A 16,823-nucleotide genomic window follows, 5' to 3' on the forward strand; every position below is an offset into this window, starting at 1 on the left:
CGTCGAGGGAACGATCCCCCGTCGCCGCCACGGCGCAGCCAAGTTGCTTCCGGCATTGTCACAGGTCCGACCCGGTCCGCGTCGAGCGCCTATCGCCGACCGTGACCATACGGTGTCCTAGGGGCCGAATGACCGGATCAGCGCGGAGACGCACCGGGGATTCCCGCTACGGTGAACGGGTGCCACTGGTCGCCGCCGCAGTCTGCCCGCATCCGCCCCTGCTCGTGCCCGAGGTGGCCGGCTCCGCGGCCCCGGAGCTGGACGACCTACGGGCGGCCTGCGACGTCGCCGTACGCCGGTTGCTGGCCGCCGATCCGGACACTGTGGTGCTGCTCGGCACCGGCCCGGTGACCGGCCCGATCAGCAACCCGGCCACCGGCTCCCTGCAGCCCTGGGGCGTCGACCTGGATGTGCCGTTGGTCTCCGGCCAGCCCGACCGGGGTGCGGTGCTGCCGTTGAGCCTGACCATCGGCGCGTGGTTGCTGTCCCGGCACGACCCGCGCCCGCCAGCGACGGCGGCCGCGCCGACGCCCGCCGCGCCGGTGACCGCCGCGCCGACGGCCGCCGCGCCGGTGACCGCCGTTCAGGTGGCCGCCGACGCCGGCCTGGCCGAGCTGGCCGCGCTCGCCGACACGGTCAACGCCGCGGGCGACCGGGTGGCGTTACTGGTGCTCGGGGACGGGTCGGCCTGCCGGGGAGAGAAGGCTCCCGGGTACGACGACCCGCGCGCCCGCCCGTACGACCAGAGGGTTGCCGCGGCGCTGGCCGACGCGGACCTGGACGTCCTGCTCGATCTCGACCCGGTGTTGTCTGCGGAGCTGAAGGCCGCCGGCCGCGCGCCCTGGCAGGTGCTCGCCGGCGCGGCCCGCTCGGCCGGCCGCGGGTGGCGCGGTGAGCTGCTGCACGACGCGGCCCCGTACGGCGTCGCCTACTTCGTGGCGTCCTGGGAGCGGGTGTGATCAGCGGGGGACCCGGCACGGTCGTCGCGGTGGTCGGTCCGACCGCGGCGGGTAAGTCGGCGCTGAGCATCGCGTTGGCGCACGCCCTCGACGGGGAGGTGGTCAACGCCGACTCGATGCAGCTCTACCGGGGCATGGACATCGGCACCGCCAAGCTGACCCCGGCCGAGCGGGACGGGGTGCCGCACCACCTGCTGGACATCTGGGAGGTCACCGAGCCGGCGAGCGTCGCGGAGTACCAGCGGCTGGCCCGCGCGGCGGTGGACGATATCCTGGCCCGGGGGAGGGTGCCGCTGCTGGTCGGTGGGTCGGGGCTGTACGTGCGGGCGGTGCTGGAGCGTTTCGAGTTCCCCGGCACCGACGCGGTGCTGCGGGAGCGGCTGGAACGGGAGCTGGCCGAGGTCGGCCCGGCGCCGCTGTACGCGCGGCTGCGTGCCGCCGACCCGGTCGCCGCCGAGGGCATCCTGCCCGGGAACGGGCGGCGGATCGTCCGGGCTCTGGAGGTGATCGAGCTCACCGGTGCGCCGTTCACCGCGTCGTTGCCGCAGCCCACGCCGTACTACCCGTCGGTGCAGCTCGGCGTGGACCTGGACACCGGGCTGCTGGACGAGCGGATCGCGCTGCGGGTCGACCGGATGTGGGCCGACGGCCTGGTGCCGGAGACCCGTGAGTTGGTCGGGCGAGGGCTGCCCGAGGGGCGGACGGCGAGCCGGGCGCTCGGCTACCAGCAGGTGCTGCGCCTGCTCGCCGGTGAGTTGACCGAGGCGCAGGCGCACGACGAAACGGTGCGGGCCACCCGGCGTTTCGTCCGCCGGCAGCGGTCCTGGTTCCGGCGCGACTCGCGGATCCACTGGTTGGACTCGGCGACGCCGGACCTGATCGGGGCCGCCCTGCGCCTGGTGCCGGCTGCTGCGCGATGATGAGGGCGTGGAGTTCACCAAGGGCCACGGCACCGGCAACGACTTCGTCCTCCTTCCCGACCCGGACGGTCAGCTCGACCTGACCCCGGAGCTGGTCGCGGCGCTCTGCGACCGGCGGCGCGGCATTGGCGCGGACGGCGTGTTGCGGGTGGTCCGCGCGGCCAAGCACCCCGACGGTGCCGGGCAGGCCGGCGAAGCCGAGTGGTTCATGGACTACTGGAACGCCGACGGCTCGTTCGCCGAGATGTGCGGCAACGGTGCCCGGGTCTTCGTGCGCTACCTGCTCGACACCGGGTTGGCGACGCCTGCCGGCGCGGCGCTGCCGGTGGCCACCCGGGCCGGCGTCGTGCGCGCGCTGGTCGAGGGCGGCACGGTGTCCGTCGAGGTGCGCCGCCCCCGGCTGTACGACGGCTCCACGGCCACCCTCGGCGGTCTGACCCTGCCCGGCACCGCCGTGGACGTCGGCAACCCGCACCTGGTCTGCGTCCTACCGGCGGGCGTGGAGTTGTCCGCGCTGGACCTGACGACCGCGCCCGGGTTCGACCCGACGGTCTTCCCGACCGGGGTGAACGTGGAGTTCATCGTCGCGGGCGAGCCGGTCGACGACACCGACGGGCACAGCCTGATGCGGGTGTACGAGCGCGGCAGCGCCGAGACCCTGTCCTGCGGAACGGGTGCCTGCGCGGTGGGCGCCGTGGCCCTGCGTGACGCCGGCCGGGACACCGGAGTGATCGCCGTGGACGTCCCCGGTGGCCGCCTGATGGTCACGGTCACCGAGACTTCCTGCTGGCTGTCCGGCCCAGCCGTCCTGGTGGCGACGGGCGAGATCAACCCCGCCATCCTGCAGGCGTCCGCCTGAGCCCTCACCCCTGTTGATCAAGAGGTTTGCGTCATCCAGCGCCTCGCTGGTGACCGAAACCTCTTGATCAACAGGGGGAGTGCGGTCAGGGGGTTGCGCTCGCGCTGGCGGCGATCTCCGGGAGGTCGGCGGGGCCGGGGTCGGCGGCCGGCAGCGGGCTGGGGTTGTGCGCGGCGGCGCGGACGGCGGCGGCGACCGCCGGGGCGACCCGCGAGTCGAAGACGCTCGGCACGATCACCGTTGGGTTGATCTTGTCTTCGCCGACCACGTCGGCGATCGCCTGGGCGGCGGCGAGCGCCATCTCCTCGGTGAACTCCTCAGCGTGCGCGTCCAGCATGCCCCGGAAGACCCCGGGGAAGGCGAGCACGTTGTTGATCTGGTTCGGCTGGTCCGAGCGGCCGGTGGCGACCACGGCGGCGTACTTGCGCGCCTCCCGCGGGTCGACCTCCGGGTCCGGGTTGGCGAGCGCGAAGACGATCGAGTCCTTGGCCATCTGAGCGATGTCGTCGCCGGTGAGCAGGTTCGGGGCACTCACACCGATGAACACGTCGGCACCGCGGATCGCCCCCGGCAGGTCGCCCGAGTAGTTCTCCTTGTTGGTGTTGTCCGCCAGCCACTGCCAGGCCGAGTTGAGGTCGGTCAGCCCGCGGTGCAGGGCGCCCTGCCGGTCGTACGCGATGATGTCGCCGACGCCCTGGCGCAGCAGCAGCTTCATGATCGCGGTGCCGGCCGCGCCAGCGCCGGAGACGACCACCCGGACGTCCTTGAGCTGCTTGCCCACCACCCGCAGCGCGTTGGTCAGCGCGGCCAGCACGCAGATCGCGGTGCCGTGCTGGTCGTCGTGGAAGACCGGGATGTCCAACGCCTCGCGCAGCCGGGCCTCGATCTCGAAGCAGCGCGGCGCGGCGATGTCCTCCAGGTTGATCCCGCCGTACGCGGGCGCGATCGCCTTCACGATCTGCACGATCTCGTCGGTGTCCTGGGTGTCCAGCACCACCGGCCAGGCGTCCACCCCGCCGAAGCGCTTGAACAGCGCCGCCTTGCCCTCCATCACCGGCAGCGACGCGGCCGGGCCCAGGTTGCCCAGGCCCAGCACCGCCGAACCGTCGCTGACCACCGCGACGGTGTTGCGCTTGATGGTCAGCCGCCGGGCGTCCGCCGGGTTCTCGGCGATCGCCATGCAGACCCGGGCAACCCCCGGGGTGTACGCCCGGGACAACTCGTCGCGGTTGCGCAGCGCGACCTTCGAGGTCACCTCGATCTTGCCGCCGAGGTGCAGGAGGAACGTCCGGTCGGACACCTTGCGCACATCCACGCCGTCCAGGGCGGTCAGCGCGTCGACGACCTGGTCGGCGTGGCCGGCGTCGGCGGTGTCGCAGGTCAGGTCGACGAGCACGTTGGTCGGGTCCGAATCCACCACGTCCAGCGCCGTGACGATCGCCCCGGCCTCGCCTACGGAGGTGGTGAGGCGGCCGATCGAGGAGGCGTCCGCGGTCACGGCGATCCGGATGGTGATCGAAAATCCGGCGCTCGGCATTCGGGTGATGGCCACGGGATCCCTCCGTCACGGCTGGGCGGCCGCTCGGCCGCCGCCCGCATTTCTACCGGGTTGTCGCAGCCGACCAGCATTCGCCCCCACTTTTGGCGACCTTCACCATGGGCATATAGCAGGTGCGTTCGGCGTTGTGTCATGTCAGGATTACGTTCTACTTATCAAAACGGACAGGAGAACCGCTTGCGAGACCAGGAGAGCTTTGTCCCCGTCGAGGACGAGCTCGACGACGTCACCACCGGCGAGATGGAGCTGTCGGAGCGGCAGTCCCTCCGACGCGTCCCGGGCCTGTCAACCGAGCTCACCGACGTCACCGAGGTGGAATACCGCCAGCTGCGGCTGGAGCGGGTCGTCCTGGTGGGCGTGTGGACCGAGGGCACGGCGACCGACGCCGAAAATTCGTTGACCGAGCTTGCCGCGCTGGCCGAGACCGCCGGATCGCAGGTGCTCGAAGGGCTCATCCAGCGCCGCACCCGACCCGACCCGGCCACGTACATCGGCCGCGGCAAGGTCGACGACCTCGGCGCGGTGGTGCTCGCCACCGGCGCCGACACGGTCATCTGCGACGGTGAGCTGTCCCCGTCGCAGCTGCGCAACCTGGAGCAGCGCACCAAGGTCAAGGTTGTCGACCGGACGGCGCTGATCCTCGACATCTTCGCCCAGCACGCCAAGAGCAAGGAAGGTAAGGCGCAGGTCGAGCTGGCTCAGCTCCAATACCTGCTGCCCCGGCTGCGCGGTTGGGGTGAGACGCTCTCCCGGCAGACCGGTGGTTCCGGCCGGGGCGGCGGCGCCGGTGGCGGTGTGGGTGTTCGTGGTCCCGGTGAGACCAAGCTGGAGACCGACCGGCGGCGCATCCGCCACCGCATCTCCCGGCTGCGTCGCGAGATCAAGGACATGAAGACGGTACGCGTGACCAAGCGCGCCCGCCGTTCCCGCAACGCCGTTCCCGCGGTCGCCATCGCCGGCTACACCAACGCCGGCAAGTCCAGCCTGCTCAATCGTCTGACCGACGCGGGCGTGCTGGTGGAAAATGCGCTGTTCGCGACGTTGGACCCGACCACCCGTAAGGCCACCGCCTCGGACGGACGGATCTACACCCTGTCCGACACGGTCGGCTTCGTCCGGCACCTGCCGCACCAGATCGTCGAGGCGTTCCGCTCGACGCTGGAGGAGGTCGCGCAGGCGGATCTGGTGGTGCACGTCGTCGACGGCACCCACCCGGATCCGGAGGAGCAGGTCCGGGCGGTCCACGCGGTGCTCGCCGAGGTGAGCGCGGACCGGCTCCCCGAGTTGCTGGTGGTCAACAAGACCGACGCGGCCGACGAGGACACTCTGCTGCGGCTCAAGCGGCTCTGGCCGGACGCGATCTTCGTGTCCGCGCACTCCGGGCGGGGCATCGACGGGCTGCGCGCGGCGATTGAGGAGCGGCTGCCACGCCCGGCCGTCGAGGTCCGGGCCGTGCTGCCGTACGACCGGGGTGACCTGGTGGCCCGGGTGCACCGCACGGGCGAGGTGCTCAGCACGTCGCACCTGCCAGAGGGCACTCTGCTGCACGTCCGCGTCGGTGCGGAGCTCGCTGCGGAGCTGCTGCCGTTCGACGTCGAGCGGCAGGGGCAGGCGGCCAGCAGTCGGTCCTGAGCGGCCACGGCGTCATCCACCGGAAACGCGCGGCATGCGACACTGGCCGAATGCGCCGCGTTGTTTCCTCGGTCACGGTTGCCCTCGGCCTGCTGGGGGCGACCGTGGCGCTCGCCGGAGTCGCCGCGGCGGCTCCCGCTCCCGGGCTGTCCGGGCCGCACGCCGTCGATCCCGGTCAGAAGCGGTGCACGATCACCGACGAGCGTCTGCGGGAGCTGTCCGGGCTGGTCGCGACCAAGAGCGGCTTCATCGTCATCAACGATGGCACCGACGTCGCGGCGCGCAAACGGGTCTTCTTCCTCGACAGCAAGTGCAAGATCTCGAAGGAGCCGGTCCGGTACTCGGGGCAGGGCCCGTTCGACACCGAGGATCTCGCCCTCTCCAAGGACGGCAACACCCTCTGGATCGCCGACATCGGTGACAACACCACCTCGAAGGAGCGCCGCTCCCGCGTCGCGCTCTGGTCGATGCCGGTGACCGGTGCCAAGCAGCCGACGCTGCACCGGCTCTCCTACCCGGAGGCCAAGCCGCACGACGCCGAGGCGTTGCTCATGGGCGACGACGGCAAACCGCTGATCATCACCAAGGTGACCAGCGGCAAGGCCGAGATCTACACCCCGACGGCGGCCCTGAAGAACGGCGACACCGACCCGGTGCCGATGCGCAAGGTCGGCGACATCGCGCTGCCCCAGACGCAGACCGAGAACACACTCAACACGTTCGGCCGGATCGCCATCACCGGCGCGTCCCGATCGCCGGATGGCTCCCGGGTGGTCCTGCGCACCTACGCGGACGCCTTCGAGTTCGACGTGACCGGCGGCGACATCGTCGGCGCACTCACCACCGGCAAGCCGCGGGTGACGGCGCTGGCCGACCCGTTCGGTGAGGCCATCAGCTACACCCCGGACGGGAAGACGTTCCTCACCGTCTCCGACGCGGGCCGGTTCACCGAAGACGAACCCCTCGACATCCTCAGCTACACGCCGTCCAGCACGACCGCAGTGCCACTGGCCCCGGACGCGGGCGCCAAGCCGGCCGCCAAGAAGTCCTGGACCGCCGGGCTGGACCTCAACGACATCACGTACCTGGTCAGCGCGGTCGGGGTTCTCGGCCTGCTGCTGGTCGGCGCCGGCATCATCGGCATCGTCCGGGCCCGCCGCCGGCCACCGACCGTCGAGGCGTCCGACGCGTCGGACCCGGACGGCGAGCCGTTCGGTCCGCGCGCAGGTCGTGCCGTCGATGGTTCCCCGGCACCTGGTGACCGTAAAGATGGTGTCTACGGTGGCGGCGCGGTCTACGGCGGCGGTGCGGGTCGCGGCGGCCCGGCACCGGCGGGTGGTGCCGTATATGGCGGCGGCGGTCGCCCGGCGGTCGCCGACGGTGGCTACGGTGCGGCACGGCCAGACGGTGGTGGCGTGTACGGCGGCGGACGGCCTCCGGCCAGTGGCGGTGGACGCCCTCCGGCCGGTGGTGGTGGTCGTCCCCCGGCTGGTGCCGGTGGACGTCCCCAGGGTGGCGGCGGTGGCGGCGGTGGTGGTCGTCCCCAGAGCGGCGGTCGTCCGCAGGGCGGGGGCGGTCGTCCGGGCAGCGGCGTGTACGGCGGCGACGGTGGTCAGCCGCCCGGTACCGGTCGTGCGGAGCCGCCCCGGCGTGGTGGGCAGGAGCCGGACCCTCGGGGCCAGCGGCCCGGTCGTCGGCGTGACGACGATGCGCCCGTCGACCCGTACGGGCAGTATCCCGGGGGCGGTCGCGGCCATCGGGGCGACCGCTACTGACGGCCGTTGGTTGACTCACCCGCCCCTGACAACCGACGCGGGTGAGCGCCCACGGGCACTCACCCGTCGGCCGGTCAGATGCGGCGCAGCACCGCCACGACGCGGCCCATGATGGTGGCGTCGTCACCGGGGATCGGATCGAAGGCCGGGTTCTGTGGCATCAACCAGACGTGCCCGTCGCGCCGCCGGTAGGTCTTGACGGTCGCCTCGCCGTCGAGCATGGCGGCCACGATCTCGCCCGAGTCGGCGGTCGGCTGCTGCCGAACGACCACCCAGTCGCCGTCGCAGATCGCCGCGTCGAGCATCGAGTCGCCCTTGACCTGGAGCATGAAGACCTCGCCCTCACCCACCAGCTCGCGGGGGAGCGGGAAGATGTCCTCCACGGCCTGCTCGGCGAGAATCGGCCCACCGGCGGCGATCCGGCCGAGCATCGGCACGTACGCCGGGGTCGGCCGTTGTGCACGGGAGAGCTCGTCGTCGATGACCTCGCTGGGGGCACGGACGTCCACCGCGCGCGGCCGGTTCGGGTCGCGGCGCAGGAAGCCCTTCTTCTCCAGCTCCTTGAGCTGGTAGGCGACGCTGGACGGCGACACGAGGCCGACGGCCTCGCCGATCTCCCGGACGCTCGGCGGGTAACCGTGCCGCTCCACCCAGGTGCGAATGAACTCCAGGATGCGACGCTGGCGGGCGGTCAGGTCGACCGTCGCCGGGTCGGGGAAGCTGCTGACCACCGGGGTGACCGGGCGCACGGCGGGCTGACCCGTCCGGCTGCGCGCGGCACTGCGGCGTCGGGTGGCTGGCGGGCCCGCATCGGTGATCTGCTGCGGGCTCTTCGGCCGGCTGGCCCGGTCCTCGGTCACGTCCGTCCTCCCTGGTCGGCGCTGGGTGCCTCGTCGGCTCGTGGTGCGTGCGGTGGTGCCACGTTGTTCATGACCGTATAGGTGAGATCGGTCATTTTCAAACATCTGTACGACCTCTCACCGGCGTGTCGGGGTGAAAAACCGCTCCGGTCGTACGGATGTTCTGATAAATGGTACGTCAGGTAGCACTAGTGTTCGATCATCGGCTGTTTTCCGGACCACTCGAGCCTGCTGGCCGGTAACCCGGGAGGGGCGGCGGCGTTGGGTCTTCGGGCGTGCTGGTGGGGGCGGCCGACCGGATGGTCCGTGACGCGCCGGACACGCCCGCCAACTTGACCCGGCTTTCCCGGCGACATACGGTCAACCCCTAGATGTAGTAGTGACATGGGCGTAAGTTGCCTACAGGTTGGGTCCGACTACCGACCGCACTCTCGTAACGTTGATCACGGCGGGCGTCATCCGAGGATGGCACCGTCGTGGTGAGTCGTGCCCGGGGGTGTCCGGTGTGGTTGCAGTTGATCATTTTTAGGAGGTGGGCGATGCGGTGTCCGTACTGCCGACACGCTGACTCCCGGGTGGTCGACTCGCGGGAGGCCGACGACGGCCAGCTCATCCGACGGCGGCGGTCCTGCCCGGAGTGCGGCAAGCGGTTCACCACCGTCGAGGAGGCGGTCCTCGCGGTCGTCAAGCGCAGCGGGGTGACCGAGCCTTTCAGCCGTACGAAGATCATCGGCGGGGTGCGTAAGGCGTGCCAGGGCCGGCCGGTCGACGAGGACTCGATCGCGTTGCTGGCCCAGAAGGTCGAGGAGACCGTGCGGGCCAAGGGTGCGGCCGAGATCCCCAGCCACGACGTGGGGCTGGCGATCCTGGGTCCTCTGCAGGGCCTGGACGAGGTGGCGTACCTGCGGTTCGCCAGCGTCTACCGGTCCTTCGACTCGCTCGCCGACTTCGAGCAGGAGATCGAGACATTGCGGGTCGCCGCCCGCGCCCGGGAGGGCGCGGCGGAGGCCGGGGCGGCGGGACCCGCCGGCCGTACCAACTGAGATTTGTGTTTGACGAGGGGGCGGATGAGATGTCGGGGGATGGTGTGACGACTAGCAGGTCACGAAGCAAGGCCAACGCGGGTGCCGGGGTGAAGATCGAGCGGGTGTGGACGACCGAGGGGGTCCACCCGTACGACGAGGTCACCTGGGAGCGCCGCGACGTCGTGATGACGAACTGGCGGGACGGCTCGATCAACTTCGAGCAGCGTGGGGTTGAGTTCCCGGAGTCGTGGAGCGTCAACGCGGCCAACATCGTCACCACGAAGTACTTCCGGGGCGCGGTGGGGACCCCGGAGCGGGAGTGGTCGATCAAGCAGTTGATCGACCGGGTGGTCACCACCTACCGCACCGCGGGTGAGGAGTACGGCTACTTCGCCAGCCCGGCCGACGCCGAGATCTTCGGCCATGAGCTGACCTGGATGCTGCTGAACCAGGTGTTCAGCTTCAACTCGCCGGTCTGGTTCAACGTCGGCACGCCGTCGCCGCAGCAGGTCAGCGCCTGCTTCATCCTGGCCGTCGACGACTCGATGGACTCCATCCTCGACTGGTACAAGGAGGAGGGGCTGATCTTCAAGGGCGGCTCCGGCTCCGGGGTCAACCTGTCGCGCATCCGCTCGTCCCGTGAGCTGCTCTCCTCCGGCGGCAATGCCTCCGGCCCGGTCAGCTTCATGCGTGGCGCGGACGCCTCCGCCGGCACCATCAAGTCCGGCGGCGCGACCCGCCGGGCGGCCAAGATGGTCATCATCGACGTCGACCACCCGGACATCCAGGAGTTCGTGGTCACGAAGGCGCGCGAGGAGGACAAGATCCGCGCGCTGCGGGACGCCGGGTTCGACATGGACCTCGGCGGCTCCGACATCGTCAGCGTTCAGTACCAGAACGCCAACAACTCGGTCCGGGTCTCCGACGAGTTCATGTCGGCTGTCGAGAACGACAAGGGCTTCGACCTGCGCGCCCGGCTGGACGGTTCGGTGATCGAGACCGTCGACGCCAAGAACCTGTTCCGTTCCATCTCCCAGGCGGCCTGGGAGTGTGCCGACCCCGGTCTGCAGTACGACGACACGATCAACGACTGGCACACCTGCCCGGAGACCGGGCGGATCACCGCGTCGAACCCGTGCTCGGAGTACCTGCACCTGGACAACTCCTCGTGCAACCTGGCCTCGCTCAACCTGATGAAGTTCCTCCGCGCCGACGGTGGCTTCGAGGTGGAGAAGTTCGTCAAGTCCGTCGAGTTCGTCATCACCGCGATGGACATCTCGATCTGCTTCGCGGACTTCCCGACCGAGAAGATCGGCGAGACCTCCCGCGCCTACCGGCAGCTCGGCATCGGCTACGCCAACCTCGGCGCCCTGCTGATGGCCACCGGCCTGCCGTACGACTCGGAGCAGGGCCGCTCGGTCGCCGCGTCGATCACGTCCCTGATGACCGCCACCGCCTACCGCCGCTCGGCCGAGATGGCTGGTGTCGTCGGCCCGTACGACGGCTACGCCCGCAACGCCGAGCCGCACAAGCGGGTCATGCGCAAGCACGCCGCGGCCAACGACGAGATCAAGCCGACCAGCCCGGTGGCCACCGCGATCGTCCGCGAGGCGACCAAGCAGTGGACCCAGGGCAACAAGATCGGCGACAGGAACGGCTGGCGCAACGCGCAGGCGAGCGTGCTCGCCCCGACCGGCACGATCGGTTTCATGATGGATTGCGACACGACCGGCGTGGAGCCGGACCTGGCGCTGGTCAAGTTCAAGAAGCTGGTTGGCGGCGGCTCGATGCAGATCGTCAACCAGACGGTGCCGCGCGCCCTTCGCAGCCTCGGCTACCCCGAGGAGCAGGTCGAGGCGATCGTCGAGCACATCGCCGACCACGGCCACGTGGTCGACGCCCCTGGCCTGAAGCCGGAGCACTACCCGGTCTTCGACTGCGCCATGGGAGAGCGGACGATCGCCCCGATGGGTCACGTGCGGATGATGGCGGCCATCCAGCCGTTCGTCTCCGGCGCCATCTCCAAGACGGTCAACATGCCGGAGGCGGCCACCGTCGAGGACGTCGAGAAGATTTACTTCGAGGGCTGGAAGCTCGGCCTCAAGGCCCTGGCGATCTACCGGGACAACTGCAAGGTCGGCCAGCCGCTCTCGGTGGCCAAGTCGAACAAGGCCACCGAGCCGGCCGCCGTCGAGACCGCGTCGGCCGTGTCGGCCGCGCCGGTCGCGGTGGAGAAGGTCATCGAGTACCGGCCGGTGCGTAAGCGCCTGCCGAAGAAGCGCCCGTCCGAGACGGTCAGCTTCTCCGTCGGAGGTGCCGAGGGTTACCTCACCGCGTCGTCCTACCCGGACGACGGCCTCGGCGAGGTCTTCCTCAAGATGTCCAAGCAGGGCTCGACTCTGGCCGGGGTGATGGACGCCTTCTCGGTGGCCATCAGCATCGGTCTGCAGTACGGCGTGCCGCTGGAGACGTTCGTCAGCAAGTTCACCAACATGCGCTTCGAGCCGGCCGGTATGACCGACGACCCGGACGTGCGCATGGCGGCCTCGGTGATGGACTACATCTTCCGTCGCCTGGCACTGGACTTCCTGCCCTACGAGCGTCGCGCCGAGCTGGGGATCTTCACCGCCAGCGAGCGGGCCGCCCAGCTGCGGGCCGAGGCCGACGCGGAAGCCGCCGGGGTCACCGGTGCGGAGCTCACCGCGATGGCGTCCTCCGCGCCGGTGGAGGCTCCGGCCAAGCCGGAAGCCATCGCGCAGCCGGCCCAGGAGATGGCCGAGGTCGCCGCCGCCAAGCCGGCTCCGAACGTGGGTTCCAGCACCGAACTGCTGGAGGCCGTGATCGGCAAGGCCGCCGACGCGCCGCTCTGCTTCACCTGCGGTACGAAGATGCGCCCGGCCGGCAGCTGCTACGTCTGCGAGGGCTGCGGCTCCACCAGCGGCTGCAGCTGACGTACGCATCAGCGCTGCCCCGGCCTCCCGCATCGGAGGTCGGGGCAGCGCCGTTTCCAAGTTGCTGTCAACGCGCCGCCTGTCTCCGTCCCGGGTTGGCGCAGCGATCTTGCAGGTTCGGTCGCCGTTCTGCGCGAGATGCCCCTTAGGTCGGGGCAGCAAGTGCAAGATCGCGCAGGCGAGGGCGCAAGGCTCGTCGATCATGGAGTTGTGGTGCCTGTTAGGCGCAATGATGGGTGCTTTGTCACCCACCACAACTCCTTGATCGACGCTGAGTAGTTGTGAGGGACCTGCTTCGGCTACTGAGCATCAAGTAATCATGGTGTTGGGCGGTGGAACCGCGAGTGGGCTCAGGGCTGGGCTAACAGCGGGCCGTAGTTCGAGCGGAAACATCTGCTCGCCGAGGCGGCGTATCACCGTGTCGCGGAGCGTCGGCAGGAGGCCGGTGGCCTTGTCCCGGCGGTGCGTCTGGCTGAGCACCCATCCCGTACGCGGGCGGCGCCGCTCCACGTACCCGCGCAACGCGTCGGCTACCGAACCGGCGGCGGCCAACGACGAAGCGAGCACGACCGCGTCTTCCAGGGTCATTGCCGCGCCCTGGGCCATGTTCGGCGAGGTGGCGTGGGCGGCGTCGCCGATCAGCAGCACCGGCCCCCGGGACCAGGAGTCGAGCACGACCTCCTGGTTCGGCCCAGCGTGCAGGGTGTCGTCGTCGTAGTAGCAGTACGTCTGCTCGGCGCTGATCGGGATCGTCAGGAACTGCCTACCCCGCCCCAACTGCACCCACCCGGCCGGCTCGTCGTCGATGCGGGGAGCCACCCAGCCGAGGTTGCGGGCCGCCTGTTCCGGCCGACGCAGCACTCTACGAGGAGGGTGAGCTGGCGCACGCCAACGGGGGCTGAATTGCCGGGGAACGGCTGCGACCATGAGGGTATGACGACCGCTGAGGCGTACGCCGAGTTTGGCAGCCGCGAGGCGCGCGGGGTGTCGCCCACATACGAGCGCCTGTCGTACGCCGTCGCCCACGACGAGGCCCTGCTTGCCCTGCTCGACACGCTCCCGCCGGGCAAGCGGCAGCCGAATCTGCTGTTCGGCGTCGTCCGCTGGCTCGGTGGCCCGGTCGAGGACCCTGCGGCGTTTCACGAATACACGGCGGCGAACTGGCCGACCATCGAGGCGCAGATGCGAGTTCGGGCGACCCAGACGAACGAGAGCGGCCGCTGCGCGGTCCTGCTGCCGGTGCTCGCCGCGCTGCCGCAGCCCCTCGCCCTGCTGGAGGTGGGCGCGTCAGCTGGGCTCTGCCTCTACCCCGACCGGTACGCGTACCGCTACGGCGAACATCAGGTCGGCTCCGGTGAGCCCGTCCTGGAGTGCGCGGCGGTCGGGTTGGTGCCGCCGGCACGCATACCCCAGGTGGTGTGGCGGGCTGGCCTGGACCTCAACCCGCTCGACGTGACCGACCCCGACGGCGTGTCCTGGTTGGACGCGCTGATCTGGCCGGAGCACGAGCACCGGCGGGCCCGGCTGCGCGCCGCGACGGCGGTCGCCGCCGCCGACCCGCCGCTGCTGGTCCGCGGTGATCTGGTGGACGACCTGCCGGCGCTGGCGGCCCGGGCGCCGGCCGATGCGACGCTGGTGGTCTTCCACACGTCCGTGCTCTACCAGGTGCCGCCGCCGCGGCGGGAGGCGTTCGTCCGGCTGGTCCGTGAGCTGCCTGGGCACTGGGTGGCGAACGAGGCGCCCGAGGTGCTGCGGTATGACGGGTTGCCCGACCCGCCGAACGATGCGTCGCACAACGTCCTCGCGCTGGACGGCACACCGGTGGCCTGGACCCGAGGCCACGGCCAGGAGATGACCTGGTTCGGCTGACCGACCCGTCAGCTCAGGTGGGGGGTTGGGGCATCCGGGCGTGCAGGGCCTGGATGAACCAGACCACCGCCGGCGTGACCGCACCGCCGGTCGACCAGCCGTTGACCACTGACAGCAGGTCGAGGTAGCGGTCCCGGCGGGGGTCGTTCGCCACGCTCAGCCGGTCGAGCAGCCGCTGGCGCAGATCGGCGTCGTCGGGGCGGCCCTGGAGGCGCGCGTACCGGCTGGTGACCGCCGTGAGCACGGCATCGGCCCCGGGCCCGGTCGGATCGAGACCGGCCGCCAGGGCGGGAGCCACCGCGTCCCGGACGACCGCGACGGCGTCCGGGCGGGGCAGGCCCGGTACGTCGTGGTCGGCGGCGTGCTGCCGCGCCAACCGCCGCATACTCGCGCGGAAGGTGGGGTCCTGGCACAACTCGGCGAGCTCCAGCCACGCCTCGACCTGCTCGGTGGTGGGATCGTCGGGCAGCTCAGGCGTCATCGAGACGACGACGCCCGGGTACGTGGGCTGGTCGCCCAAGCCCTCGAAGACGGTGTTCAGGAAGTCGCCCACCAGGTGCCCCCGTTCGCGCGTGGTGAGCTGGGCCAGCCGGTGCAGGTCGTCGACCTCGGCCGGGCCCGACCCGCGCCTCGCCGCGACGGTGAGCACCGCCCGCCGCAGCCCCAACACCCGAATCTGGACCGCCAGCGCCTCGGCGTGCGCGGCGGCCACCTCGTGCAGGGGCACCTCGTGGTTCACCACCCGCCGGATGGTGGCCAGGTCCATGCCCAGGTCGCGCAGTGTGCGGACCAGCTCCAGCCGGGCGGCGGCGTCCGGGCCGTACTGCCGGTAGCCGGCCGGGCTTCGGTCGGTCGGTGGCACGATCCCGCTGTCGGCGTAGTACCGGATGGTCTTGACGCTCAGGCCGGTCCGCCGCGCCAGGTCGCCGATCGTGTACCGCGTATCACCGCTCATGCCCCCCACCCTCGCGTCTCCCCCCGGTGGAGACTCAAGCCTTCCCCGGCGGCGTGTCCCGCATCCGTCGCAGCGGGGAGCAGACCACGAAGAGGCACGCGGCCCAGGTGCCCAGCACGCACACCCAGAGCGCGCCGCGCAGCCCCAGCATGGTGCCGAGCGCGCCGCCGGTGAGCGCGCCGAGCGGGATCACCCCGAAACAGATCCAGAGGAACGCCGCGTTGACCCGGCCCAGGATCGCCGACGGTGTGATCCGCTGCCGGTACGACATCGCCGCCACGTTGAACAGCACCGCGTTGGCCGAGAACGCGGCCAGCCCGGCCCCGTAGAGCAGCATTCCCCAACCGGGCTGGGCCAGCGGCATGAGCAGGTAGAACGGACCCGGGACGGTCATCGCCACCCAGATCACCCGGGCCGAGCCGAGCCAGGCCGAGAGCCGAGCGGCCAGCACCCCGACCACCAGCCCACCGACGGCGCTGACCGAGAAGACCAGCCCCACCTGCACCGGGTTGGCGTGCAGCTCGCGGACCAGGAAGGTCACCTCGATCGAACCGGACGCCATCACGAAGAAGTTCGACCAGGTGGTGCAGGCCAGGATGCTGACCAGGAGCGGCTGTCGGCGGATGAAACCGAGCCCGTCGGTCAGCTCAACCCGCAGCGGCACGCGGGGTGCCGGCTCGCGGCGTACCGGGGCTTCCCGGATCAGGATCAGCGTCAGCGCGCTGACCAGGAAGGCGAACCCGTTGGTCAGGAACGTGCGGGCGGCGCCGACCAGCCCGATCAACGCGCCGCTGATCGTCGGGCCGACCAGTTCGGCGGCGTCCTGGCTGATGACGAGCTTGGCGTTGCCGTCGACCAGCAGGTCCGCCGGCACCAGCCGGGGCAACAGGCTCTTGTACGCCACGGTGAACAGCACGGTGAGCACCCCACCGAGCCCGACCACCGCGTACAGGAAGGGCAGGGTGAGGTGGCCGACCAGGGCGGCCACCGGCAGGGACAGCATGAGCGCGGCCCGACCCAGATCACACGCGATCATCAGCCGCCGCTGGTCGAGCCGGTCGGCGATGATGCCCGCCGGCAGCGAGAAGAGCAGGTACGGCAGCCAGGCCAGGACTGTCAACAGGGAGATCTGGAAGACGCTGGCGTGCAGGGTGTCCGCGGCGAGCAGCGGCACCGCCACGCTGGCGATCCGAGTGCCCAGCTCGCTGACCGTCTGACCGCCCCAGAGCAGCAGGAAGTTCCGGGTGCGCCACAGCGACGGGGCCGTTTCCGCCTCGACCGCCGAGGACTGCTCCACCTGCTGACTCACGGTCGCTGCCTGTCTGCGCGGGTCTGCGCCGCCGGCCGGCGGCTCGCGGACTCTACCGGCGCGCCGACCTGCCCGGCACGGAATATTCGCCGGCCCCGGCCGCGGTGCCCAGCACCCACACGGACCGGGCCACCACCGGCCGGCTCGGACC

General features: G+C 70.9%; 13 protein-coding genes. 8 read left to right on the forward strand and 5 right to left on the reverse strand.

All coding sequences use genetic code 11. The annotated features are described in order from the left end of the window. Nucleotides 1–128 precede the first annotated feature (128 nt). From PCA76_RS07690 to dapF, 3 genes are read left to right on the forward strand one after another with little or no spacing between them, the layout of a single operon-like run. Entirely contained in the window at nt 129–959 is an 831-nt protein-coding gene (locus PCA76_RS07690; RefSeq protein WP_272616331.1) for a hypothetical protein, read from the forward strand. Beyond that, a complete protein-coding gene (gene miaA / locus PCA76_RS07695; protein WP_442930248.1) occupies nt 944–1,879 on the forward strand; it encodes a tRNA (adenosine(37)-N6)-dimethylallyltransferase MiaA in 936 nt (311 codons plus the stop codon). The genes PCA76_RS07690 and miaA overlap by 16 nt, the downstream gene beginning before the upstream one ends. Nucleotides 1,880–1,886: 7 nt before the next feature. Beyond that, complete coding sequence (gene dapF / locus PCA76_RS07700; protein WP_272616333.1) at nt 1,887–2,738, forward strand: diaminopimelate epimerase; 852 nt, start codon at nt 1,887–1,889, stop codon at nt 2,736–2,738. An 85-nt stretch (nt 2,739–2,823) separates the two neighbouring features. On the opposite strand, the gene PCA76_RS07705 is transcribed toward dapF, so the two are convergent. Then, nucleotides 2,824–4,290: an NAD-dependent malic enzyme gene (locus tag PCA76_RS07705; RefSeq protein ID WP_272616335.1), complete on the reverse strand. Its 1,467-nt coding sequence runs from the start codon at nt 4,288–4,290 to the stop codon at nt 2,824–2,826. 183 nt (nt 4,291–4,473) lie between these two features. Between PCA76_RS07705 and hflX the strand changes: the two genes are divergently transcribed. Both hflX and PCA76_RS07715 read left to right on the forward strand, forming a co-directional pair. Then, nucleotides 4,474–5,928: a GTPase HflX gene (gene hflX, locus PCA76_RS07710; RefSeq protein ID WP_272616336.1), complete on the forward strand. Its 1,455-nt coding sequence runs from the start codon at nt 4,474–4,476 to the stop codon at nt 5,926–5,928. Between the two features lie 50 nt (nt 5,929–5,978). Next, complete coding sequence (locus PCA76_RS07715; RefSeq protein ID WP_272616338.1) at nt 5,979–7,703, forward strand: hypothetical protein; 1,725 nt, start codon at nt 5,979–5,981, stop codon at nt 7,701–7,703. Between the two features lie 74 nt (nt 7,704–7,777). Here the strand turns inward: PCA76_RS07715 and lexA are convergent, their stop codons facing one another. Beyond that, a complete protein-coding gene (lexA, locus tag PCA76_RS07720; protein WP_272616339.1) occupies nt 7,778–8,563 on the reverse strand; it encodes a transcriptional repressor LexA in 786 nt (261 codons plus the stop codon). A 539-nt stretch (nt 8,564–9,102) separates the two neighbouring features. On the opposite strand from lexA, the gene nrdR reads away from it, so the two are divergent. Continuing rightward, nucleotides 9,103–9,606, forward strand: a complete 504-nt coding sequence (gene nrdR, locus PCA76_RS07725) for a transcriptional regulator NrdR (protein ID WP_272616340.1) — start codon at nt 9,103–9,105, stop codon at nt 9,604–9,606. Between the two features lie 29 nt (nt 9,607–9,635). Next, complete coding sequence (locus PCA76_RS07730; RefSeq protein WP_272616341.1) at nt 9,636–12,539, forward strand: vitamin B12-dependent ribonucleotide reductase; 2,904 nt, start codon at nt 9,636–9,638, stop codon at nt 12,537–12,539. A 309-nt stretch (nt 12,540–12,848) separates the two neighbouring features. Here PCA76_RS07730 and PCA76_RS07735 read toward each other — a convergent pair whose 3' ends face one another. Then, nucleotides 12,849–13,400 carry an FAD-dependent monooxygenase gene (locus PCA76_RS07735; RefSeq protein WP_272616343.1) on the reverse strand — a complete coding sequence of 184 codons (552 nt, stop codon included), beginning with the start codon at nt 13,398–13,400 and terminating at the stop codon, nt 12,849–12,851. Between the two features lie 72 nt (nt 13,401–13,472). Between PCA76_RS07735 and PCA76_RS07740 the strand changes: the two genes are divergently transcribed. After that, nucleotides 13,473–14,408, forward strand: coding sequence for a DUF2332 domain-containing protein (locus PCA76_RS07740; protein WP_272616346.1), 936 nt, complete (start codon nt 13,473–13,475; stop codon nt 14,406–14,408). A 13-nt stretch (nt 14,409–14,421) separates the two neighbouring features. On the opposite strand, the gene PCA76_RS07745 is transcribed toward PCA76_RS07740, so the two are convergent. Both PCA76_RS07745 and PCA76_RS07750 read right to left on the reverse strand, forming a co-directional pair. Next, complete coding sequence (locus PCA76_RS07745) at nt 14,422–15,363, reverse strand: MerR family transcriptional regulator (protein WP_272616348.1); 942 nt, start codon at nt 15,361–15,363, stop codon at nt 14,422–14,424. A gap of 34 nt (nt 15,364–15,397) precedes the next feature. Next, complete coding sequence (locus PCA76_RS07750; RefSeq protein WP_272616349.1) at nt 15,398–16,672, reverse strand: MFS transporter; 1,275 nt, start codon at nt 16,670–16,672, stop codon at nt 15,398–15,400. Between the last annotated feature and the right edge of the window lie 151 nt (nt 16,673–16,823).

The organism is Micromonospora sp. LH3U1, assembly GCF_028475105.1.
Lineage (GTDB): Bacteria > Actinomycetota > Actinomycetes > Mycobacteriales > Micromonosporaceae > Micromonospora.